Origin of the sequence: Micromonospora terminaliae, assembly GCF_009671205.1 — a bacterium.
Classification (GTDB): domain Bacteria; phylum Actinomycetota; class Actinomycetes; order Mycobacteriales; family Micromonosporaceae; genus Micromonospora; species Micromonospora terminaliae.
Genome location: NZ_CP045309.1, coordinates 2,738,920 through 2,761,610 on the forward strand (window position 1 = coordinate 2,738,920; position 22,691 = coordinate 2,761,610).

Consider the following 22,691-nt stretch of genomic DNA (forward strand, 5'->3'; position numbering starts at 1 on the left):
CCGGGGGCTCTCGCCTCGCGGCGCGTACATCGTGGGTCCAACGGAGGGGTCGGTCGGGTGTTCAGCCGTATCGCCATCGTCAACCGTGGGGAGGCCGCGATGCGGCTCATCCACGCCGTCCGGGAGCTGGCCGCGGAGACCGGGACCCGGATCGAGACCGTCGCCCTGCACACCGACGTCGACCGCGACGCCACCTTCGTGCGGGAGGCCGACGTCGCCTACGATCTCGGTCCCGCGTCCGCCCGCCCGTACCTGAACCTGGCGGTGCTCGAGCGCGCGCTGGTGGAGACCCGGGCCGACGCGGCCTGGGTCGGCTGGGGCTTCGTGGCCGAGGACCCGGCGTTCGCCGAGCTGTGCGAGAAGATCGCGGTCACCTTCGTCGGGCCGAGCCCCGACGCCATGCGCCAGCTCGGTGACAAGATCGGCGCGAAGCTGATCGCCGAGGAGGTCGGCGTGCCGGTCGCGCCGTGGAGCCGCGGCGCCGTCGAGACCCTGGAGGCCGCCCGGACGGCGGCGGCCCGGATCGGCTACCCGCTGATGTTGAAGGCCACGGCCGGCGGCGGCGGGCGCGGCATCCGCGTGATCACGAACGAGGCCGAGCTGGACGACGCGTACGAGCGCACCAGCCAGGAGGCCGCGCGGGCGTTCGGCAGCGGCATCGTGTTCCTGGAGCGCCTGGTCACCGGCGCCCGGCATGTCGAGGTCCAGGTGATCGCCGACGGCCAGGGCACGGCGTGGGCCCTCGGGGTCCGGGACTGCTCGGTGCAGCGGCGCAACCAGAAGGTGATCGAGGAGTCGGCCTCGCCGGTGCTGAGCCCGGAGCAGGCCGCCGAGCTCAAGGCGTCGGCCGAGCGGCTGGCCGTCGCGGTCGGCTACCGCGGCGCCGCGACCGTCGAGTTCCTCTACCACCCCGGCGACCGGCTGTTCGCGTTCCTCGAGGTCAACACGCGCCTGCAGGTGGAGCACCCGATCACCGAGTCGACCACCGGGTTCGACCTGGTGAAGGCGCAGCTGCACGTGGCCTCGGGTGGCCGCCTCGTCGGCGAGCCGCCGGTGGAGCGGGGGCACGCCATCGAGGCCCGGCTGAACGCCGAGGACCCGGACCGCGACTTCGCGCCCTCCCCCGGTCGCATCGCCCGGCTGGACCTGCCCGCCGGGCCGGGCATCCGGGTGGACACCGGCGTCAGCGAGGGCGACACCATCCCCGCCGACTTCGACTCGATGATCGCGAAGATCATCGCCTACGGCCGCGACCGCGACGAGGCCCTCGGCCGGCTGCGCCGGGCCATGGCCAACACCACGGTGATCATCGAGGGCGGCGCCACGAACAAGAGCTTCGTGCTCGACCTGCTCGACCAGCCCGAGGTGATCGACGCCAGCGCCGACACCGGCTGGATCGACCGGGTCCGCGGCGAGGGCCGCCTCGTCGCGCACCGGCACTCCGCCGTCGCGCTGGCGGCCGCGGCCATCGAGGCGTACGAGGAGGAGGAGCGCGTCGAGCGGCAGCGGCTGCTGTCGACGGCGTTCGGCGGGCGCCCGCAGGTGCAGCACTCCAGCGGCGGGCCGCTGGACCTCAAGCTGCGGGGCGTCGGCTACCGGATGCGCGTGGCGCGGATCGGCGCCGACCGGTTCCGGGTCGGCATCGAGACGGCCGGTGGTGTCCGCACCGCCGACGTCGAGCTGGACCGCTTCGACCGGCACACCGGGCAGATCGTCGTCAACGGCGTCCGGTACCGCCTGCTCACCGACACGTACGGGCCGATCCACCTGGTCGAGGTGGACGGCGTGACCCACCGGGTCAGCCGGGACGAGGGCGGCGTGCTCCGCTCCCCCATGCCCGCCCTGGTCGTCGCCACGCCGCTCGCGGTCGGCGCCGAGGTCGAGGCGGGCGCGCCGGTGCTGGTGCTGGAGGCCATGAAGATGGAGACGGTGCTGCGGGCGCCGTTCCGGGCGCGGCTGAAGGAGTGTGCCGTCTCCGTGGGCAGCCAGGTGGAGGCCGGCGCCCCGCTGCTGCGGCTCGAGCCGGTCGCCGACGAGGGCGCCGAGGCAGCCGACGGCCCGCCCGCGGCCGCCGTCGAGCTGGACCTGCCCGCCGAGCCCGGCGAGGTCCCGGCGCGCACGCGGGTCCGGCGCGGCCAGGAGGACCTGCGCGGCCTGCTGCTGGGCTTCGACGTCGACCCGCACGACGACAGCCGGGTGCTCGACGACTACCTCGCCGCCCGCCGGGCGGCCACCGAGGAGGGGCACCGGCCGCTGGCCGAGGAGCTCGACCTCCTGAACGTCTTCGCCGATCTCGCCGAGCTGAGCCGCAACCGGCCGACGGGCGAGGACGGCGACGGCCACGTCCCGAGCGCCCGCGAGTACTTCCACACCTACCTGCAGAGCCTCGACATCGAGCGGGCCGGACTGCCGGCCGCGTTCCAGGCCAAGCTCGCCAAGGCGCTCGGCCACTACGGTGTCACCGACCTGGAGCGCTCCCCCGCGCTCGAAGCGGCCGTGTTCCGCATCTTCCTGGCCCAGCAGCGGGCCTCCGCCGACGCCGCGGTCGTCGCGACGCTGCTGCGCTCCTGGCTGCGGGAGCCGCCGCCGGACGAGACCCTGCGCGAGCCCGTGGGCCTCGGCCTGGAGCGGCTGGTCGCCGCGACCCAGGTCCGCTTCCCGGTGGTCGCCGACCTGGCCCGCGGCGTGGTGTTCGCGTGGTTCGCCCAGCCGCTGCTGCGCCGCAACCGCGCACGCGTCTACGCCGAGGTCCGCGGCCACCTGCGTCACCTCGACGCGCACCCGGACGCACCGGACCGCGCCGAGCGCGTCGCGGCGATGGTGCGCAGCACCGAACCCCTCGTCCGGCTGCTCGGCCAGCGGCTGGTGCGCGACCACCTCGACAACGCCGTGATGCTGGAGGTGCTGACCCGGCGGTACTACGGGAACAAGGGCCTCACCGGCGTCCACACCCGCGAGGTCGCGGGCTGCACGTTCGTGGTCGCCGAACGCGCGGAGTCGAGCGTGGTCTCCGCCGCGGTGCGCTTCGACGCGCTCGGCGGCGCGCTGGACGGGCTCGCCGAGCTGGCCGGCGGCGCGGACGCCATCGACGCCGACATCTACCTCGCCTGGGAGGACCAGCCCGAGGACTTCGACGCGATGGCCGCCGCGCTGCACGAGGTCGTCCGGGCGCACCCGCTGCCTCCGCAGGTCCGCCGCGTCACCACCACGGTGGCGGGCCGGGCCGGCGCGGTGATGCACCACCACTTCACCTTCCGCCCGTCCGGTGCCGGCATGGCCGAGGAACGGCTGATCCGCGGCCTGCATCCGTACATCGCCCAGCGGATGCAGCTGGAGCGGCTGCACAAGTTCGACCTGACCCGGCTCCCGTCGGCGGACGAGGAGGTCTACCTCTTCCAGTGCGTGGCCCGGGAGAACCCGTCAGACCAGCGCCTGGTGGCGTTCGCGCAGGTGCGCGACCTCACCGAGCTGCGCGAGCACGACGGGCGGCTGGTCGCGCTGCCGACGACCGAGGACACCGTGGCGGCCTGCCTCGACTCGATCCGCCGGGCGCAGTCGCGGCGGCCGGCGAAGACGCGGTTCCAGACCAACCGGATCGTGATCTACGTCTGGCCGCCGAGCGAGCTGACCCGCGAGGAGATGGAGATGATCGCCGGGCGGGTGCGCCCGACGACCGCGGGCGCCGGGCTGGAGGAGATCCTCTTCATCGCGCGCCAGCGCGACCGGCGGACCGGCGAGCTGACCAAGATCGCTGTACGGATCTCGTTCACCGCCACCGGAGTCGCCGAGCTGAGCGTCGGCGAGCCGCCGGTCGAGCCGATCGAACCGCTGGACGACTACCGGCTGAAGGTGCTGCGCGCGAGCAGCCGCAACACGGTCTACCCGTACGAGCTGACCGGGCTGCTCGGCGACTTCGTCGAGCACGACCTCGACGACAAGCACGCGCTGGTGCCCGTCGACCGGCCCCGGGGACGCAACACCGCGGCGATCGTCGCGGGCGTGGTCACCACGCCGACCCCGCGGCACCCGCAGGGAGTCACCCGGGTCGTGCTCCTCGGCGACCCCACGAAGTCGCTCGGCGCGCTGTCGGAGCCGGAGTGCCGCCGCGTGATCGGCGCGCTGGACCTGGCCGAGCGGATGCGGGTGCCGCTGGAGTGGTACGCGCTGTCCGCCGGCGCCCGGATCTCCATGACGTCCGGCACCGAGAACATGGACTGGGTGGCGGCCGCGCTCAAGCGGATCGTGGAGTTCACCCAGGACGGCGGTGAGATCAACATCGTGGTGGCGGGCATCAACGTCGGGGCGCAGCCCTACTGGAACGCCGAGGCGACGATGCTCATGCACACGCGGGGCGTCCTGGTCATGACGCCGGAGTCGGCGATGGTGCTCACCGGCAAGCAGTCGCTCGACTTCTCCGGCGGCGTGTCGGCCGAGGACAACTTCGGCATCGGCGGCTACGACCGGGTCATGGGGCCGAACGGGCAGGCGCAGTACTGGGCGCCGAACCTCCCGGCCGCCCGGGACGTGCTGATGGCGCACTACGAGCACACGTACGTGGCGCCCGGCGAGTCGGCGCCGCGACGGGCCACGACGACCGACCCGGCCGACCGGGACATCTCGTCGTTCCCGCACACCGTGGCCGGCAGCGACTTCACCACCGTCGGCGAGATCTTCTCCGCCACCGCCAACCCGGACCGGAAGAAGCCGTTCGACATCCGTACCGTCATGCGGGCGCTGGCCGACCAGGACCACCCGGTGCTGGAGCGCTGGGCGGGCATGGCCGACGCGGAGACCGCGGTGGTGCAGGACGTGCACCTCGGCGGCATCCCGGTGTGCCTGCTCGGCATCGAGTCCCGGTCGGTGCCGCGCCGCGGCTTCCCGCCCACCGACGGCCCGGACACCTACACGGCGGGCACGCTGTTCCCGCGCTCGTCGAAGAAGGCCGCGCGGGCGATCAACGCGGCCAGCGGCAACCGGCCGCTGGTGGTGCTGGCCAACCTGTCGGGCTTCGACGGCTCGCCCGAGTCGATGCGCAAGCTGCAACTGGAGTACGGCGCCGAGATCGGCCGGGCCATCGTGAACTTCCGCGGGCCCATCGTGTTCTGCGTGATCTCGCGCTACCACGGCGGCGCGTTCGTGGTGTTCTCCAAGGCGCTGAACCCCGACATGACCGTGCTGGCGCTGGAGGGTTCCTTCGCGTCGGTGCTGGGCGGCGCCCCGGCCGCCGCGGTGGTCTTCTCCGGTGACGTCAACGCCCGCACGGCGGCCGACCCGCGGGTACGCGACCTGGAGGCCCGCGTGGCGGCCGCCTCCGGCGCCGACCGGGCCGCGCTGACCGCCGAACTGGACGAGCTGCGCTCGTCGGTGCGCGCGGAGAAGCTGGGCGAGGTGGCCACGGAGTTCGACCGCGTGCACTCCATCCAGCGGGCCGTCGAGGTGGGCTCCGTCGACGCGGTCATCCGCGCGGCGGAACTCCGCCCGCGCGTCATCGAGGCGATCGAGTCCCACCTGCGGTGACCGGCCGGCGCGGCCGGGACGCTCGTCCCGGCCGCGCCGCGACCGATCCACCCGGCACATAGCGAAGGGCCCCGGAGCGAACTCCGGGGCCCTTCGTGGTGCGCGGGGATTACTTGGTGAGCGGGGACAGCTTCGGGTCGTTGGCGTACGCCTCGGCCGCGTTGGCCTTGGTGACGGCCACCGGCGGGAGCAGGTAGGTGTCCACGACCTTGACGCCGTTGTTGTACGACTTGGTGTCGTTCACCTCGGGGGTGTCACCGGCCTGCAGGGACTTCACCATGGCGATGGTCTGCTTGACCAGGTTGCGGGTGTCCTTGTTGATCGTCATGTACTGCTCGCCAGCCATGATCGACTTGACCGACTCGACCTCGGAGTCCTGACCGGTGACGACCGGGACCTTCTTGCCGGCGCCCTTGATCGAGGTGATGATCGCGCGGGCCAGGGTGTCGTTCGGGGAGAGGACGCCGTCCAGCTCCTTGTTGCCGTAGGTCGAAGTCAGCAGCTGGTCCATGCGGGCCTGCGCACCCTCGGCCTTCCAGCCCTGGATGGCGGTCTGCTTCACGTCGGTCTGCTTCGAGGCGACGACGACGTTGCCCTTGTCGATCTCCGGCTTGAGCACGCTCATGGCGCCGTTGAAGAAGACACCGGCGTTGTTGTCGTCCGGCGAGCCGGAGAACAGCTCGATGTTGTACGGGCCGTTCGGCTTCTTGGCCTTCATGCCGTCCAGCAGGGCCTGGCCCTGGAGCTGGCCGACCTTGAAGTTGTCGAACGCGACGTAGTAGTCGAGGTCCGGCGTGTTGGTGATCAGGCGGTCGTACGCGATGACCTTCGCGCCGGCGGCGTGCGCCGCGGCGACCTGGGTCGACAGCTGCGCGGCGTCGGTCGCGCCGATGACGATGACCTTGGCGCCCTTGGTCACCATGGCGGTGATCTGGGCCTGCTGGTCGGCCACGGTGGTCGACGCGCCGGCGTACTGCACGTCGCTCTTGAAGCCGGCCTCCTTGAGGCCGTTGGTGAACAGGTCGCCGGCGAGGACCCAGTTCTCCGAGGTCTTGGACGGCAGGGCGACGCCGATCAGGGAGTCGGCCGCGAAGCCCTTGGTGTCGCCGCCCTTGGCGCCGCCGGTGTCGCCGTCGCGGCCGGAGCCGCAGGCGGTGGCGGTCAGGGCCAGCGCGGCGATGGCGCCGATGGCCATCGACTTGCCGATCAGTTTACGCATGGCTGGTGGTGCCCTTCTGGAGAGGTGATACGGGGTGTGAGGCGGGGTGGAACGTCAGCTCGGCACGGCCGTGCGGGCGGTCTCCCGGTCCGCGTCGGGTGGTGCCGTGGGCGTAGTGGGCGTGTCGCGGCGGAACGAGCGGGTGAGGCTCCCGATGATCGAGAACTTGCCCTGCTTCTTGTTGTAGACGTCGAGCGCGACGGCCAGCAGCAGCACCAGGCCCTTGATGATCTGGACCCGGTCGGTGCCGACGCCGAGCAGCTGCAGGCCGTTGTTCAGCACGGCCATGACCAGACCGCCGACGATCGAGCCGCTGATGGTGCCGATGCCGCCGGAGACGGCCGCGCCACCGATGAAGACCGCCGCGATGGCGTCGAGCTCCCAGCCGTTGCCGTCCTGCGGCCCGGAGGCCGCCGAGCGGGCCACGAAGATCATGCCGGCCAGGGAGGCCAGGACGGCCATGTTCATCATGACGAAGAAGTTGACCCGCTTGAGCTTCACGCCGGAGAGCTCCGCGGCGCGGGAGTTGCCACCGACGGCGTAGATGTGCCGGCCCGCGGCGGTGTTGCGGGTGTAGAAGGAGTACGCCAGCACCAGCGCCACCAGGATGATGCCGGAGACCGGGAAGCTGGTACCGACCCGGCCGCTGGCGAACCGCAGCGACGCGAAGACGATCACGCCGACCATGACGGCCATCCGCAGCACCGAGATCCACATCGGGGCCGGCTCGGCGTCCATCTCGCGGCGGGTCTTGCGGGCCTGGAGCTCGCGCCACACCACGGCCACACAGGCGGCCAGGCCGAGCAGGAGCGTCAGGTTGTTGTAGCCGGTGTTCGGGCCGACCTCGGGCAGGAAGCCCGAGCCGATCACCCGGAAGCCCTCCGGCACGGCGATCGTGTTCGCGTTGCCGATGAACTGGTTGCCGCCCCGGAAGAGCAGCATGCCGGCCAGGGTGACGATGAACGCCGGAACCCCGATGTAGGCGACCCAGAAGCCCTGCCAGGCGCCGATGATCGCGCCGATGGCCAGGCCGAACAGGATGGCGACGGGCCAGGGCAGCGACCACTCCGCCATCGACTTGGCCACCAGGATGCCGGTGAAGGCGGCGATCGAGCCGACCGACAGGTCGATGTGCCCGGCGACGATCACCATCAGCATGCCGATGGCCAGGATGAGGATGTAGGAGTTCTGGTTGAACAGCGCGATCAGGTTGTCCGACCGCAGGGTCAGGCCGTCCGTGAGGATCTGGAACAGGACGACGATCGCCACCAGGGTGAAGATCATCCCGAACTGGCGGGCGTTGGACGTGGTCCCTCCGAAGAGGTTCTTCTGCAGGTCCTTGATTCGGCTCATCGTGTCTGCATCTTCTTCGTCGAGGTCATCTGCTTCATGAGGGTTTCCGGGTCCGCGTCCTCCCGGGCGATCTCCCCGGTGATGGTGCCTTCGAACACGGTGTAGATGCGGTCGCAGAGCCCGATCAGCTCGGGCAGCTCCGAGGAGATGACGACGACGCCCTTCCCCTGGTCGGCGAGCCGCTGGATGATGCCGTAGATCTCGTACTTGGCGCCCACGTCGATGCCGCGGGTCGGCTCGTCGAGGATCAGGAGGTCCGGGTCCGTGAACATCCACTTCGCCAGGACGACCTTCTGCTGGTTGCCGCCCGAGAGCTTCGAGACGCCCTCGTCGACCGTCGGCGCCTTGGTGCGCAGCTCACGGCGGTAGGACTCGGCCGCCTTGTACTCCGCGACCTCGTCGAGGACCCCGTGGCGCGAGATCTTCGACAGCTTGGCGGCGACCGTCGAGGTCTTGATGTCGTCGAGCAGGTTCAGGCCGATCGCCTTGCGGTCCTCGCTGACGTAGGCGAGCCCGTGGGCGATCGCGTCCGCCACCGACTTCAGGACGATCTCCTTGCCGTCCTTGATGATCGTGCCGGACTCGTACACCCCGTAGGAGCGGCCGAAGACGCTCATGGCCAGCTCGGTGCGGCCGGCGCCCATGAGGCCGGCGAAGCCGACGATCTCGCCGCGCCGTACGGTGAAGCTCTCGTTCTTGCAGACCTGCCGCTCGGCGGAGATCGGGTGCCGGACGTTCCAGTTCCGGACCTCGAAGAAGACCTCGCCGATCTTCGGGGTGTGGTCCGGGAACCGGCTGTGCAGCTCCCGGCCGACCATGCCGCGCACGATCCGGTCCTCGTCGACGCCGTCCGCCTTGACGTTCAGCGTCTCGACGGTGCGGCCGTCCCGGATGATCGTGATCTGGTCGGCGATCGCCTCGATCTCGTTGAGCTTGTGCGAGATCATGATCGAGGTGATGCCCCGCGAGCGGAAACCGCGCAGCAGGTCCAGCAGGTGCTGGGAGTCGGCCTCGTTGAGGGCGGCCGTGGGCTCGTCCAGGATGAGCAGCTTGACGTCCTTGGCGAACGCCTTGGCGATCTCCACGAGCTGCTGCTTGCCGACGCCGATGTCCTTGACCAGGGTGTCCGGGTCCTCCCGCAGGCCGACCCGGGCCATCAGGTCCAGCGCCATCCGGTTCGCGGCCTTCCAGTCGATCGCCCCCCGCTTGCGCGGCTCGTTGCCGAGGAAGATGTTCTCGGCGATCGACATGCCCGGGATGAGCGCGAGCTCCTGGTGGATGATCACGATGCCGGCGTTCTCGCTCGCCCGGATGTCGGAGAAGCGGGTCTCGGCGCCCTGGTAGATGATCTGCCCGTCGTAGCTGCCGTACGGGTAGACCCCGCTGAGCACCTTCATGAGCGTCGACTTGCCGGCGCCGTTCTCGCCGACGATGGCGTGGATCTCACCGGCGCGGACCACCAGGTTGACGTCGGCCAGGGCCTTGACGCCGGGGAACTCCTTGGTGATGGAGCGCATCTCCAGGAGGACGGGCAGATCGCTCATCGCTCCCACCTTGCCAACGTCATGGCCGCCTCCGCGGGTTATGACCTTCGCTCACTTTTCGTTGTCGTGGGCAAGGAAATCTCGTCGGAGGCGCTTCCGCAAGTGCCCAGGTCGCTCTTTTGCGTAACAAGTCGGTAATATCGACCGCCACGCTCAGTGACCTTCGCGACGCCCCCACGGCTTGCCGGGAAGCATGGCGAGGGTGCTAGCGACCAACCCATGACAACGTTGACGCCGCATCCTATACCGCTGTTCGCGAACCGCCCTCGTGACTCGGGCGGGACCGGCGCCGCGGCGCCGCGACCACCGGCCCGAGCCTGCGATCTTCCGGCCTCCGGGTGTCATAATTCCCGCCATGACCGCTGACCGGAAGGCTGGTCGACCGAGCCTGGCCCAGGTCGCGGCGCTCTCCGGCGTGTCGGTCAAGACGGCCTCGCGGGCCCTCGGGGGCGAGCCCCGGGTGGCGCCGGAGACCCGGTCGCGGGTGCGTGACGCCGCCGACCAGCTCGGCTACCGGCTGAACGGAGTGGCCCGGGAGCTGCGCCGCGGCGCGAGCACCTCCACGCTGGTCGGCCTGCTCATCGGGGATCTGGCGAACCCGTTCTACTCCCGGCTGGCCGGGGGCCTGGAGCGGGACCTGCGCATGCGGGGCCTCCAGCTGATCACCGCGAGCACCGACGAGGACCCGGAGTGGGAGCGGCGGCTCGCCGACGCCCTGCTGGAACGGCGGGTGCGAGGGCTGGTGATCGCCTCGACCGCGACCGCGCACGCCCACTTCGCGGCCGAACACCGCCACGGCATCCCGTTCGTCTTCGTGGACCGGCCGCCCGTCGAGCTCGCCGCGGACACCGTCCTGCTGGACAACCACCACGGCGCCCGGCAGGCCGGCGCCCACCTGACCGCGGCCGGCCACCGGCGCATCGGGGTGGTGGGCGACCTCTCCCGCCTGAGCACGCACCGTGACCGGCTGGACGGCTTCGCCGCGGCCATGCGCGCGGCCGGCGTGGCGAACTGGGCGGACTACCTGGTCGAGAACGCCCACGACGTCGCGGCCGCCGAACGGGCCGTGCTCGGCCTGCTGGGCCGCACGGCACCGCCGACCGCCCTGTTCACCATGAACAACCGGATCACCCTGGGCGCCCTGCGGGCCCTGCGGGGGCACCCCGCGCCGCCCGCGCTGGTCGGCTTCGACGAGGTGGACCTCGGCGACGTCCTGGGCGTGAGCGTCGTGGCGCACGACCCGGAGGACATGGGCCGGCGGGCCGCCGAACTGCTGCTCGACCGGATCGACGGCCACCGCGGACCGGCCCGGCAGGTGGTCATCCCCACCCGGCTGCTGGCCCGGGGCTCCGGCGAACGGCCGCCACCCCCCGCCGCTACGGCCGGCTCCTAGCGCGGGGCGTCGAGCCGCGTCACGAGCGAGAGGACCGCGCCGGGGCCGTCCTCGGCACCGACCCGCCGCCGTGCACGGTATGCCGGACGCGGTCCCATTGACACGCACCGCCGCGGCCTCTACACAGGACGGTGACACTCGTCGATGACAACGATGTCACGAAGTGTCGTCCGCGCCTAAGGAGGATCGCCTCATGCTCCGATCAGGCCCGTCCCGTCTGCTCGCCCTGGTGGCCACCGTCGTCACCGGAGCGTCCACGCTCGTCGCGGTCGCCTCGCCCGCCGTGGCGGCACCGCTCACCCTCACCCCGTACGTGAACCCGTTCATCGGCACCGACGACAGCAACGCGCCGAACCCCGTCGGCGGGGGCGCCGGCGGCAGCACCGTCCCCGGCCCGGTGCAGCCCTTCGGCATGGTGCAGCTGAGCCCGGACACCCCCACCGCCTCACCGTCCGGCTACCGCTTCAGCGACACCCAGATCGAGGAGTTCAGCCTCACCCACTTCAACGGCGCCGGCTGCCCCAACAACGAGGACCTCGGGATCCTGCCGGTCACCGGCGCGCTCGGCGCCTCACCGGGAACCTCGTGGACCACCTACCGGGCCACCCAGGACAAGGCCCAGGAACAGGCCCGGCCGGGTTTCTACCGGGCGGTGCTCAGCAACTACGGCAACACCCGCGTCGAGGCGTCGGCCACCCGGCGCAGCGCCATCCTGCGGCTGACCTACCCCGCCACCAGCACGGCGCGGGTGCTCGTCAACACCAGTCGCAGCGCCACCGGCAGCCGCGCCGGCTCGATCCAGATCAGCGGCTCGACCGTGACCGGCAGCGTCACGGGCGGTGGTTTCTGCGGCAACAGCCGGACCTACCAGATCTTCTACCGGATGGAGTTCGACCGCGCCCCGAGCGGCGTCGGCACCTGGCTCGGCGGCACCGTCACGGCCGGCTCCACGAGCGCCGGCGGCACCAACTCCGGCGGCTACCTGACCTTCGACACCTCCACCAACCCCGTGGTGCAGGTCAAGGTGGGCATCTCCTTCGTGAGCGCGGCCGGCGCGCAGGCCAACCTCGCCGCCGAGCAGTCGGGCTTCGCCTTCGACACCGTACGCGCCGACGCCGACGCGCAGTGGAACGCGATCCTCAACCGCGTGCAGGTCACCGGCGGCTCGGCCGCCGACCTCCAGAAGTTCTACACCGCGCTGTACCGCGTGTTCATCAACCCCAACCTGGCCAACGACGTCGACGGGCAGTACCGCGGCTTCGACAACGCCGTCCACACCGCGTCCCACCCGGTCTACCAGAACTACTCCGGCTGGGACATCTACCGGTCCTGGGCCGCGCTGATCGCCTTCCTGGCGCCCGCCGAGGCCACCGACATCGCCCGGTCCATGGTGCTCGACGGCCAGCAGGGCGGCCTGCTGCCGAAGTGGTCGCACAACACCAACGAGGCCTTCGTCATGACCGGCGACCCCGGCCCCATCGTCGTCGACAGCCTGTACCAGTTCGGCGCCCGCGGCTTCGACACGGCGGCGGCGCTGGCCCTCATGAAGAAGAGCTCCGCCGGAGGCACCACCCAGGGCAGCCCGATCCGCGGGCGGCAGAGCGGCTACGTCCAACGTCACTACATCGACGGCGACCCGTCCGACTCGCTGGAGTACTCCGCCAGCGACTTCGCCGTGGCCCAGTTCGCCCGGGCCCTGGGCGACACCGCCACGTACGACACGCACATGGCGCGGGCGCAGTGGTGGCGCAACACGTTCAACCCCGAGTCGGGCTACGTCCACCCGCGCAACGCCGACGGCACCTGGCCGTGGCCGCTGGACCCGGCCAGCCAGTCGAACTACGTGGAGGGCAACGCCTCGCAGTACACCTGGATGGTCCCCTACAACCTCGGCGCCCTCATCGACCTCATGGGCGGGCGGCAGACCGCCGTCCAGCGGCTCGACCACCACTTCACCCAGACCAACGGCGGGCAGTCGCAGCCGTACTTCTACATCGGCAACGAGCCGGAGCACGGCGTCCCGTGGGCGTACCACTTCGCGGCGGCCCCGGCCGGCACGAGCGCGGCGGTGCGGCGGATCATGAACGAGTCCTTCACCACCGGCCCCGGCGGCCTGCCCGGCAACGACGACCTGGGCGCCACCTCCGCCTGGTACGTCTGGTCGGCCCTCGGCATGTACCCGCCCACCCCGGGCGCGGACACCCTCGCCCTGCACGGCCCGATCTTCCCGTCGATCCTCGTGGACCGGCCGGCCGGTGACGTCCAGATCACCGCCGCCAACGCCGGCCAGGGCAACCAGTACGTGCAGAGCCTCGCCGTGAACGGGACGGCCAGCCGGCGCACCTGGCTGCGCTACGGCGACCTCGCGGGCGGCGCCACCCTGTCGTACACGATGGGTGGCACGCCGTCAGCGTGGGGCACCGATCCGGCCGACGTGCCGCCGTCGTTCACCGACGGGGCGAGCCCGCCGGCCGCCGCACCGGACCTCGGCGCCAACCTGGCGGCCGGCAGGCCGGCCACCGGATCCGCCGCGTGCAACGCCGCGGAGGGGCCGGAGAAGGCGTTCGACGGACGCCTCGGCAGCGCCAGCAAGTGGTGCTCGCTCGCCTCCGGCACGACGTTCCTCCAGGTCGACCTCGGGGCGAACCGGACCGTCGGTTCCGTCGTCGTCAAGCACGCCGGGCTCGGTGGGGAGAACACCGGCTGGAACACCGGCGCCTTCACCGTCCAGACCAGCACCGACGGCAGCACCTGGACGACCCGCGCCACCGTCTCGGGCAACCGCGCGAGCCGCACCTACCACCCCGTCCCGGCCACCACGGCCCGGTACGTCCGGCTCAGCATCACCACGCCCACCAACAACGGCAACACCGCCGCCCGGATCGACGAGTTCGAGGTGTACGGGACCGCCGGCCCGACGAACCTGGCGCTGAACCGGCCCGCCACCGCCGACTCGCAGTGCGCGAGCACGGAGGGGCCCGAGAAGGCCGTCAACGGCAGCACCTCCGGGGGCAACTCCGACAAGTGGTGCGCGACCGGCGGCACGAGGTCGCTCCGCATCGACCTGGGCGCCACCCACCACCTCCAGTCGATCACCGTGCACCACGCCGCCGCCGGCGGCGAGGATCCGGCCTGGAACACGCGGGACTTCGACCTGCAGGTCTCCGCCGACGGGTCGGCGTGGACGACGGTCGCCCAGGTGCGCGGCAACACGGCGGGAGTGACCAGCCATCCGGTGTCCGCCGACGGCCGGTACGTGCTGGTGAAGGTGCTCACCCCCACCCAGACCACCGATCCGGCCGCCCGGCTCTACGAGGTGGAGGTGTTCGGCACCTGACCGCGGCGTCTCCGGCGTCGGCCGCTGCCCGCGGGCAGCGGCCGACGCCGGAGCGGAAAAGAACATGCGCGCCGGGTGGTGACCGCTCTACCGTGCCCGGCGTGAACCTGGACATCGTGAGCCTGGCCGAGCGCCCCGACCTGGCGCCGCTGCTCGACACCGACTTCGACGGCGCCTGGCCGCAGTTCATGCTGTGGGACCCGATGGGCTCGGTCTACTACAGCGTGGCCCACGACCTCTACCCCGAGTTCGTCTTCGCCGCCGTCGACCCGGCCGAGCCGGGCCGCGCCGTCGCCCGGGCGTACGCCGTGCCGCTGCGCTGGACGGAGGACGAGCTGCCGGACGGCGGCTGGGACCGGATGATCCAGCGGGCCGCGGTCAACCGGCTCACCGGCGCCACCCCGAACCTGGTCTCCGCCCTGGAGATCTGCGTGCGGCCGGACCGGCGCGGGGGCGGGGTGTCCGGGCTGATGCTCGCGGCGATGCGCAGGGCCGTCGCCCAGCACGGCTTCGACACCCTGGTGGCGCCCGTGCGCCCGAACGGCAAGGCCGCCCTCCCCGACCTGCCGATGACCGAGTACGCGGCCCGGGTGCGCCCCGACGGTCTGCCGGTCGACCCGTGGCTGCGGGTGCACGTGCGGGCCGGCGGCGTGATCGAGCGGGTCGCGCCCCGGTCGATGGCGGTCACCGGCACCCTGGCCGACTGGCGGCGGTGGACCGGGCTGCCGTTCGACACCAGCGGGCCGGTGCACGTTCCGGGCGCGCTGGCGCCGGTGCTGGTCGACACGGCCCACGACCACGCCGCCTACGTCGAACCGAACGTCTGGGTGCGGCACCGGCTGTAGCGGTCAGGCCGGCCAGGCGTGACCGATCCCGTCGAGCAGGATGACGACCCCCTCGGTGGCCGCCTCCCGGTCCCGGGAGATCTCCCGGTATTCCGGCGAGGTGGACCACCGCTCGAAGTCCTCCCGGTTGTCGAAGGACATGAGCACGGCCTTCTCGTGCGGCCAGCTCCCCTCGATCACGCGCGGGGACGCGTCGGCGGCGAGCAGCCGCCCGCCGTGCCGGGCCAGGACGGGCAGGAAGGCGGCGACGTACCGGTCGTAGCGCTGCCGGTCGTGGACGGTGATCTGCGCGAGGGCGTAGACGGTCACCGGCCAAGGCTACGCACCGGTACGCGCCGCCGGTGTCCCCCGGCCCGGCAGTGGCGGGCGGCCTACCGGCCGACCGTGCGGACGGTGAAGTTGCGGAACGAGCCGACTGCACCCTGGCCGAAGGCCCGTTCCGCGGGCGGGATGGAGACGCTGTAGGGCGCGTACCGCGGGTCGCAGGCGCCCGGGCCGGTGGCGTCCGGCGGGGTGCAGCCGTACTGGAACGGGAAGGCGTCGAGCAGGCTGAACAGGCCGTGCGCCATCGAGAACGACCGGATCTTCCCGGCGAGCGGTTCGCCGGGGCCCAGGGACGGGTACGTGCCGGTCCAGGCGACACCCTGCCGGTCCAGCGGCACGCCCACCTGGCCGACCCGGGCGACCACGACGCCATCCAGCAGGTACGTCACGCTCGCGTGCCCGCCCGCCTCGCGGTAGCGGATCGCGGCCCGGTGCGGCACTCCGGGAGTGATCGGCACCTCGCGGACGATCTGCGTGTACGCCCGGTCCAGGCCGACCTCGGTGGCGCCCGGGCAGTCCGGGTTGGTGGTGTTGCCGGTGACCGTGCTCGGCAGCCGCTCGATCAGCGGGAAGGCGCGGGTGCCGGAGACGAACCAGTCGAACAGCTGCCCGGTGCAGAAGTCGATCATGTTGAGCACGACGGCCGCCTGCTGTCCCTCCAGGACCGGGCCGGCGTAGGGGCGGGCGGCCGGGCCGGCGACGGCCGCCGAGCCGGGCGGGCCGTACCGCCCGTGCACCACGTGCCCGCCGGTCGCGCCGGGGGTGCGGGCGGTGATGTCCACGGCGAACTCGACCGACCCCTGCCGGGGCACCGGGAAGGTGCGGGTGCTGACCGCCATGTACTTGAGGTGGTCGTAGACGCTGTAGTCCACGCCGGTCTTGAACGGCACGTCGGTCACGGTGAGCACCCCGTCGTCGACGGCGCGGGTCGCGTTGTCCAGCGGGCCGTAGATGTTCGACCACTTCCGCTCGTACTCGGCCAGGTCCGCCGAGTCGTAGTGCACCACCTCGGGCCGCGACCCCGGCGCCGCCGCGGCGGCCGGCGACGCCACTCCCGGACACCCGACCACGACCACCGCCGTCGCCGCGCCCATCACCCGGCGGAACCTGTTCCGTCTGCGCACATCGTCCTCCATGCCTGGTGCCGGGAGCCGCGCGGGCGGTGGCGGCTCCGCCTCGAACCATCGTCGGAGGTGGATGCCGCCGGGACATCCGCCGCACGGCGCGGCCAGCCGACCTGGACGGCGGGCCGCCCTGCCGGTGCGGCCCGGGCCGGGCGACGGCAGGATCCACCATCGTGGACCGTCGGGTCGCGATGCGGCCCGGCGCGGGAGCTGTCAACTACCCGAACCGCCCTGGCCTTCTTGCTCCTGACCTGCGGATACTGGATCCCATGGGCCAGCGGCCGGCTGGGCCGGTTGGGGGGCAGCCAGCATGATCGACGAGCAGACCCAACCCGGGAGCACACCGCAGACCCCGCCTCCGGCACCACCCGCCGGGAGCGGCGGGAGCGGCGGGTCCACGGTGCCCACCGCCGTGTGGCAGGTGCGGGTGCGCACCAAGCTCGACGACCTGCACCAGCAGCTCCGCGGCCTGGCGGCGCGCGACGCCGCGACCGCCGCCCGCGTCCCAGCGCTGCACGCCCAGCTGTCCGGCGTGGAGGCCGTGCTCGGCCGCAGCGGCGTGGTCGAATGGCTGCGCGGCGGCCGGCTGGAGTACGCCTGGCAGACCATCCACGCGGTGGAACGGGCCATGGTGGAGCTGCGGACGCCGGAGGAACTGCTCGGCCTGCTGCCGGCGTACCAGAGCGCGGCCGCGCAGTTCCTGAAGGCCGACGACAAGGTGCTCACCGACTTCGACGCGACGGCCGATGCCAACGCGCCGGCGCGGTTCCGGGCCAAGGCGCAGGCGCTGCTGCTGCGCTACCACTCGGCGTCGGACGAGTTCCACGAGTCGGTGCGCCGGCTGCGCAACCGGATGCTGGGCCTGTCGGTCTTCGCGCTGGTCGCCGAGGCGCTGATGGTGCTCGTGCAGTGGCGCAGCCGGGACGTGCAGCTGCTCAAGCCGCCGACCGACGCGGGCGGCGTGCCGGCCTGGCGGCTGCTCTTCTTCGTGCTCATCGCCGGGGCGCTCGGGGCGTTCATCAGCGCCCTGCCCTCGATGATCACCTCGCGCTCCGGCGGCCTGCCCTACAAGCTGCCCTTCCAGCAGGGCCTGCTGAAGCTGGCGATCGGTCCGCTCGTCGCGGTCGTCGGGATCATGCTGGTGATCGGCGGCCTGGTGGAGACCACGGTGAACAGCACGGCCGCCCTGCTGGGCGTCGCCATCGTCTTCGGCGCCGGCCAGCAGGCGGTCACCGCGTTCGCCGACCGCCGCGCGTCGGAGCTGCTCACCCCGGTCACCAAGGACTGAGCGGCGACGGCCGCACGGCGCCGGAACGTGGGTAGCCTGAAGCGCATGATCTTCATTACCGCGAAGTTCCGGGTCCGGCCCGAGGACGCCGACCGCTGGCCGCAGATCGCCGCCGAGTTCACCGAGGCCACCCGGGCCGAGCCCGGCTGCCTCTGGTTCGACTGGTCCCGCAGCCTGGACGACCCGACCGAGTACGTGCTGGTCGAGGCGTTCCGCGACGACGAGGCCGGCGCGGCGCACGTGCAGTCCGCGCACTTCCGCGAGGCGCAGCGCACCCTCCCGCCGCACCTGGCCGAGACGCCCCGGATCGTCAACGCGACCGTGCCGCAGCAGGACTGGTCGCGGCTCGGCGAGATGGCCGTCCCCGAGGGCGACTGACGCCCCCTCAGCACACCTGCTCGCCGGCCGCCTCGGCCCGGCCGACGTCCGCCGGCAGCAGGTGGCGCACCGCCGGCGTGCCGTCGGACAGTTCCCGCACCCGGTCCTCCGCCTGCCGGTCGGCCTCGGTGAGCCGGCCACCGTGCTGGCGCAGGTGCTCGTCCCAGGACGGCACGAGGTAGACCTCGCTGAACTGGTCCGGCGTCTCGCCGGCGCGGAACAGCCCCCACCGCATCGCCCCGGTTCGCTGCCGCGACCCGCGGACGTTGTTCATGGCGGCCAGGAACTCCGCCTGCCGGTCGGGCCGGACCGTGTAGGTGACCGTCACCAGCACCGGCCCCACCCGGGGATCCGGCTGCAGCGCGAGGGCCAGGGGCGGCCGGTAGGCGGTCGGGTCCCGGGTCAGCCCGCGGAGGTCGGGCAGCGGCCAGATCTGCGAGGTCACCGCGCCGACCAGCATGAGGACGGCCGCGACCCAGAAGGCGGCGACCAGGCCGGCGAGGTCGGCCACCACGCCCCAGAGCAGCGCGCCGACGGCCTGCCCGCCGCCCTGGACCACCTGGTAGACGGCCAGGCCGCGGGCGCGTACCCAGCCGGGGAGGAAGAGCTGGATCTCGGCGTTGACGTTGGAGAGCACGGTCACCCAGGCCACCCCGGCCGGCAGCAGGGCGACCAGGACCACGGGGACGCTCCGGACCGTGCCCACGAGGATCAGCGTCACCCCGTACACCGCGCCGGCCAGCAGCAGGAACTGGTTGGGCTTCATCGCGTTGCGGGTCCACGACAGCAGCAGCCCGCCCAGGATGGCGCCCACCCCCAGGGCGGCCAGCAGCAGGCCGTACCCGCCGGAGCCCAGGCCCAGCCGGCGGTTGGCCACCAGCGGCAGCAGGGCCCACAGGGCGCTGGCGGGGATGATGAACACCAGCGCCCGGCGCAGCAGCCGGCGCACCGTCGGTGAGTGCCGCACGTACCGGCCGCCGGCCCGCAGCGCGGCGGTGAACCGCTCGGGCACCTCGACGGCCCGGGCGCCGCCGGGACGCCAGCGGAATAGCGCCAACGCGAAGATCAGGTACGCCACCGCGTTGAGTCCGAAGACCGGGGCCACGCCCGCCCGGGCGATCAGCACACCGGCCGCGGCCGGCCCGACGGCACGGGCCGCGTTGACGCTGATCGCCCCGAGCGCGGAGGCCGCCCGGAGCTGCTCGCGGGGCACCAGCTCGGGAATGATCGAGGCCCAGGCCGGCAGGGTCAGCGCCTGCCCGACGCCGAAGGCGAAGGTGAGGGTGAGCAGCAGCGCCGGCGGCATGTGCCCGGCCGCCGTGAGCAGCGTCAGCGCCACGGCCACCGCCACCAGGAACAGCTGCACGGAGATCAGCAGGTGCCGGCGGTCGAACGTGTCCGCGAGCGCACCCGACGGCAGCGCGAGCAGCAGCATCGGCAGCAGGCTGGCGGTCTGCACCAGGGCGACCAGGGTGGAGGCGTTGGACTGGTGCACCAGCAGCCACTGCGCGCCGACCGTCTGCATCCACGTGCCGATGTTCGCCGCCAGCAGGGCGAGCCAGAGGTTGCGGTAGACCGCCGTGCGCAGCGGCGACCAGGCCGAGAACGACTGCTCGGCCGTGGCGTCCGTGGTGGCGGTCACCGTCCCATGCCTCTCCCCCGTGTCGCCGCGGGGTTCCCACCGGCGCCGGTTCCACACTCCGGCGGACTGCCCGCGTGTGCGGCCGGGATTAGCGGGAAAGGCATGCCGGCCTGTCGGTACCCGACCTCCCACTCGAGCGGGGACGGTCACCGACACCTTCTCGAACACGGGGTGACGACGTATGACACGAGAGACGACCATGGGGGTCCGCTCGGTGACCGACAATCTCGGGATCCAGCGGGCGACCAAGGACCAGAGGTCGGAGGGTCTGGCCCGCTTCCTGGGCTGGTTCAGCCTCGGCCTCGGCGTGACCGCGCTCGCGGCGGGGTCCCGGGTGGCCCGGGCAGCCGGCGTGGACGACTCGCGCACGGCCCGCACGGTGTTGCGCGCCGCCGGGGTCCGGGAGATCGGCCACGCCGGGGTGCTGCTGGTGCCGCGGCGGGCGGGGCTGGGGACCTGGACCCGGGTGGCGGGCGACGTGCTGGACCTGGTCGCCACCGGCCGCGCGTACCGCAACCGGCGCGGCGAGCGGCGCCGGCGGGCCGGTCTCACCCTCGCCGCCCTCGGTGGGATCACCGCCGTCGACCTCTACGCCTCGGTGCGCGCCACGCGGAACCGGCGGGGCAACCCGGAGGGCTTCGCGCACGGCTCCGTGACGGTCAACCGCACGCGCGAGGAGGTCTACCGCTTCTGGCACGACTTCGAGAACCTGCCGCGGTTCATGTACCACCTGCAGTCGGTGATCACCACCGGCCCCCGGCGATCCCGCTGGTCGGCGAAGGCGCCGGCCGGCCGGACCGTCGAGTGGGAGGCGGAGATCGTGGACGAGCGCCCCAACGAGCTCATCCGCTGGCGCTCCGTCGACGGTTCCCGGGTGCCCAACTCGGGCACCGTCCGGTTCACGCCGGCGGCCGGCGGCAACGGCACCGAGGTGCGGGTGGAACTGGAGTACGCGGTGCCGGGCCGCCGGGTGGGCTCGCTGGTCGCGAAGGCGTTCGGCGAGAACCCGCAGCAGCAGATCTGCGATGACCTGCGGCGGTTCAAGCAGGTCATCGAGACCGGCGAGATCACACGGTCGGACGGGACACCCGACGGCACGAGCATCCAGACCCAGGCGAAGCAGCGTCCGGCCCGCCCGCTGGCGGCCCACCGGACCGCGTGAGGAGGCACCGTGAAGGCCAACTGCTGGATGGCACCGAACCGGGTGGCCGTGGAGGAGGTACCGGACCCGACGGTCCTCAACCCCCGCGACGCGGTCGTCAAGGTCAGCTCGGCGGCGATCTGCGGATCCGACCTGCACCTGCTCGACGGGTTCATCCCGGCCATGAAGCGCGGCGACGTGCTGGGCCACGAGTTCATGGGCGAGATCGTCGAGCTGGGCTCCGGGGCGCGGGACGGGCTGCGCGTCGGCGACCGGGTGGTCGTCGGCTTCCCCATCGCCTGCGGGGACTGCGCCTCGTGCCAACGCGGCCTCTACTCGGTCTGCGAGAACTCCAACCCGAACGCGGCGATCGCGGAGACCGCCATGGGACACGCGCCCGCCGGCATCTTCGGCTACTCGCATCTCCTGGGCGGGTATGCGGGCGGGCAGGCCGAGTACGTCCGGGTTCCGTACGCCGACGTCGGCGCCCTCAAGATCGAAGACGACCTGCCGGACGAGCAGGTGCTGTTCCTGTCCGACGTGCTGCCCACCGGTTACATGGCCGCCGAGATGGGCGACATCAAGCCCGGCGACGTCGTGGCGATCTGGGGCGCGGGCCCGGTCGGCCAGTTCGCCACGGTGAGCGCCTTCCTGCTCGGAGCCGAGCAGGTGGTGGTCATCGACCGGTTCCCGTACCGGCTGCGGATCGCGCGGGACCGGGCCGGCGCGGACACCATCAACTACGAGGAGACCGACGTCCTGGACACGCTGCGCGAGATGACCGCCGGTCGCGGGCCGGACGTCTGCATCGACGCCGTCGGCATGGAGGGGCACCACGCCTCGGCGGCGCTGCACGCGTACGACCGGGCGAAGCAGGCCGTGAAGGCGGAGACCGACCGGCCGCACGCGCTGCGCGAGGCGATCCTGGCCTGCCGCAACGGCGGCACCGTCTCGGCGATCGGGGCGTACGGCGGGTTCATCGACAAGTTCCCGATGGGCTCGTTCATGAACCGGTCGCTGACCCTGCGCTCCGGGCAGGCCCACGTGCAGCGCTACATGCGCCCGCTGCTGGAACGCATCCGCAAGGGCGAGATCGACCCGAGCTTCATCATCACCCACACCATGCGGCTCGACGACACGCCGCACGGCTACGACATCTTCAAGAACAAGCAGGACGACTGCCTGAAGGTGGTGCTCAAGCCCTGAGAATTTCCGCCAATCGATGCCCATCGTATTGAAGATTGACCTGCGCCGGCTGACCGGACGGGCCGGGCGGGGGTGGCGTGCGCACCCCCGCCCGGCGCGTGTCACGGGACGGCGAGCGATCGACGCATCCGCGATGCCTCCTCTATCGTTGTTTGTCGATGCCGGTCCAGCATCCCCGCCGGCCGTCGCCGGTTCAACGTGCCCGGAAGTTTCGGCACCGCCGTCCGGGTCCAGTAGGCACGTCACCGAGCCCCCGCGAACGCGTCACTCGCACATCGACGCGGTTAAGTTTTCGGAACCGTTCCGGTAGTCTCGCCCCAGAGATTCGCTTCGATCAACTCACGGTGGCGGGGAGCATCCTCCCCACCCCGCGCGGCCTC

Annotated in this window: 14 protein-coding genes; 8 read left to right on the top strand and 6 right to left on the bottom strand. The window is 72.3% G+C overall.

Annotated features, from left to right (window positions below):
• Positions 1–57 precede the first annotated feature (57 nt).
• Positions 58–5,517 carry an ATP-binding protein gene (locus GCE86_RS12350; RefSeq protein ID WP_154227086.1) on the top strand — a complete coding sequence of 1,820 codons (5,460 nt, stop codon included), beginning with the start codon at positions 58–60 and terminating at the stop codon, positions 5,515–5,517.
• A gap of 109 nt (positions 5,518–5,626) precedes the next feature.
• Here GCE86_RS12350 and GCE86_RS12355 read toward each other — a convergent pair whose 3' ends face one another.
• Genes GCE86_RS12355 through mmsA form a run of 3 tightly spaced genes read right to left on the bottom strand, consistent with a single transcriptional unit; the run spans position 5,627 to position 9,633 of the window.
• Positions 5,627–6,736 carry a substrate-binding domain-containing protein gene (locus GCE86_RS12355; RefSeq protein WP_154227087.1) on the bottom strand — a complete coding sequence of 370 codons (1,110 nt, stop codon included), beginning with the start codon at positions 6,734–6,736 and terminating at the stop codon, positions 5,627–5,629.
• A 54-nt stretch (positions 6,737–6,790) separates the two neighbouring features.
• Positions 6,791–8,089, bottom strand: a complete 1,299-nt coding sequence (mmsB, locus tag GCE86_RS12360; protein WP_154227088.1) for a multiple monosaccharide ABC transporter permease — start codon at positions 8,087–8,089, stop codon at positions 6,791–6,793.
• Complete coding sequence (mmsA, locus tag GCE86_RS12365) at positions 8,086–9,633, bottom strand: multiple monosaccharide ABC transporter ATP-binding protein (RefSeq protein WP_154227089.1); 1,548 nt, start codon at positions 9,631–9,633, stop codon at positions 8,086–8,088. Before mmsA ends, mmsB begins: the two co-directional genes overlap by 4 nt.
• A 355-nt stretch (positions 9,634–9,988) precedes the next feature.
• On the opposite strand from mmsA, the gene GCE86_RS12370 reads away from it, so the two are divergent.
• The 3 genes from GCE86_RS12370 to GCE86_RS12380 all read left to right on the top strand — a co-directional run bounded on the left by GCE86_RS12370 (position 9,989) and on the right by GCE86_RS12380 (position 15,208).
• Entirely contained in the window at positions 9,989–11,026 is a 1,038-nt protein-coding gene (locus GCE86_RS12370) for a LacI family DNA-binding transcriptional regulator (RefSeq protein WP_154227090.1), read from the top strand.
• Positions 11,027–11,219: 193 nt separating this feature from the next.
• Positions 11,220–14,363, top strand: coding sequence for a GH92 family glycosyl hydrolase (locus GCE86_RS12375; protein ID WP_154227091.1), 3,144 nt, complete (start codon positions 11,220–11,222; stop codon positions 14,361–14,363).
• 101 nt (positions 14,364–14,464) lie between these two features.
• A complete protein-coding gene (locus GCE86_RS12380; protein WP_244317278.1) occupies positions 14,465–15,208 on the top strand; it encodes an amidohydrolase family protein in 744 nt (247 codons plus the stop codon).
• Positions 15,209–15,211: 3 nt separating this feature from the next.
• Here GCE86_RS12380 and GCE86_RS12385 read toward each other — a convergent pair whose 3' ends face one another.
• Together GCE86_RS12385 and GCE86_RS12390 are read right to left on the bottom strand one after the other, a co-directional pair.
• Positions 15,212–15,517 (bottom strand): DUF1330 domain-containing protein, encoded by a 306-nt coding sequence (locus GCE86_RS12385; protein ID WP_154227092.1) that lies wholly within the window; start codon positions 15,515–15,517, stop codon positions 15,212–15,214.
• Positions 15,518–15,579: 62 nt separating this feature from the next.
• Positions 15,580–16,656, bottom strand: coding sequence for a DUF6081 family protein (locus GCE86_RS12390; protein ID WP_154227093.1), 1,077 nt, complete (start codon positions 16,654–16,656; stop codon positions 15,580–15,582).
• Positions 16,657–17,056: 400 nt separating this feature from the next.
• On the opposite strand from GCE86_RS12390, the gene GCE86_RS12395 reads away from it, so the two are divergent.
• Together GCE86_RS12395 and GCE86_RS12400 are read left to right on the top strand one after the other, a co-directional pair.
• Entirely contained in the window at positions 17,057–17,944 is an 888-nt protein-coding gene (locus tag GCE86_RS12395) for a hypothetical protein (RefSeq protein WP_244317279.1), read from the top strand.
• Between the two features lie 45 nt (positions 17,945–17,989).
• Positions 17,990–18,322: a putative quinol monooxygenase gene (locus GCE86_RS12400; protein ID WP_154227095.1), complete on the top strand. Its 333-nt coding sequence runs from the start codon at positions 17,990–17,992 to the stop codon at positions 18,320–18,322.
• Between the two features lie 7 nt (positions 18,323–18,329).
• Here GCE86_RS12400 and GCE86_RS12405 read toward each other — a convergent pair whose 3' ends face one another.
• Positions 18,330–19,964 (bottom strand): MFS transporter, encoded by a 1,635-nt coding sequence (locus tag GCE86_RS12405; RefSeq protein WP_244317280.1) that lies wholly within the window; start codon positions 19,962–19,964, stop codon positions 18,330–18,332.
• 181 nt (positions 19,965–20,145) lie between these two features.
• Here GCE86_RS12405 and GCE86_RS12410 point away from each other — a divergent pair, with 181 nt between their 5' ends.
• Positions 20,146–21,126 carry an SRPBCC family protein gene (locus GCE86_RS12410; RefSeq protein ID WP_239542450.1) on the top strand — a complete coding sequence of 327 codons (981 nt, stop codon included), beginning with the start codon at positions 20,146–20,148 and terminating at the stop codon, positions 21,124–21,126.
• A gap of 9 nt (positions 21,127–21,135) precedes the next feature.
• Positions 21,136–22,311, top strand: a complete 1,176-nt coding sequence (locus GCE86_RS12415; RefSeq protein ID WP_154227097.1) for a zinc-dependent alcohol dehydrogenase — start codon at positions 21,136–21,138, stop codon at positions 22,309–22,311.
• Positions 22,312–22,691 lie beyond the last annotated feature (380 nt).

Excerpts from the sequence above, each read along its gene's own strand:
- GCE86_RS12355 (WP_154227087.1), bottom strand. The coding sequence starts at position 6,736 with ATGCGTAAACTGATCGGCAAGTCGATGGCCATCGGCGCCATCGCCGCG.
- GCE86_RS12370 (WP_154227090.1), top strand. The coding sequence starts at position 9,989 with ATGACCGCTGACCGGAAGGCTGGTCGACCGAGCCTGGCCCAGGTCGCG.
- mmsA (WP_154227089.1), bottom strand. The coding sequence starts at position 9,633 with ATGAGCGATCTGCCCGTCCTCCTGGAGATGCGCTCCATCACCAAGGAG.
- GCE86_RS12400 (WP_154227095.1), top strand. The coding sequence starts at position 17,990 with ATGATCTTCATTACCGCGAAGTTCCGGGTCCGGCCCGAGGACGCCGAC.
- GCE86_RS12375 (WP_154227091.1), top strand. The coding sequence starts at position 11,220 with ATGCTCCGATCAGGCCCGTCCCGTCTGCTCGCCCTGGTGGCCACCGTC.
- GCE86_RS12410 (WP_239542450.1), top strand. The coding sequence starts at position 20,146 with ATGACACGAGAGACGACCATGGGGGTCCGCTCGGTGACCGACAATCTC.
- mmsB (WP_154227088.1), bottom strand. The coding sequence starts at position 8,089 with ATGAGCCGAATCAAGGACCTGCAGAAGAACCTCTTCGGAGGGACCACG.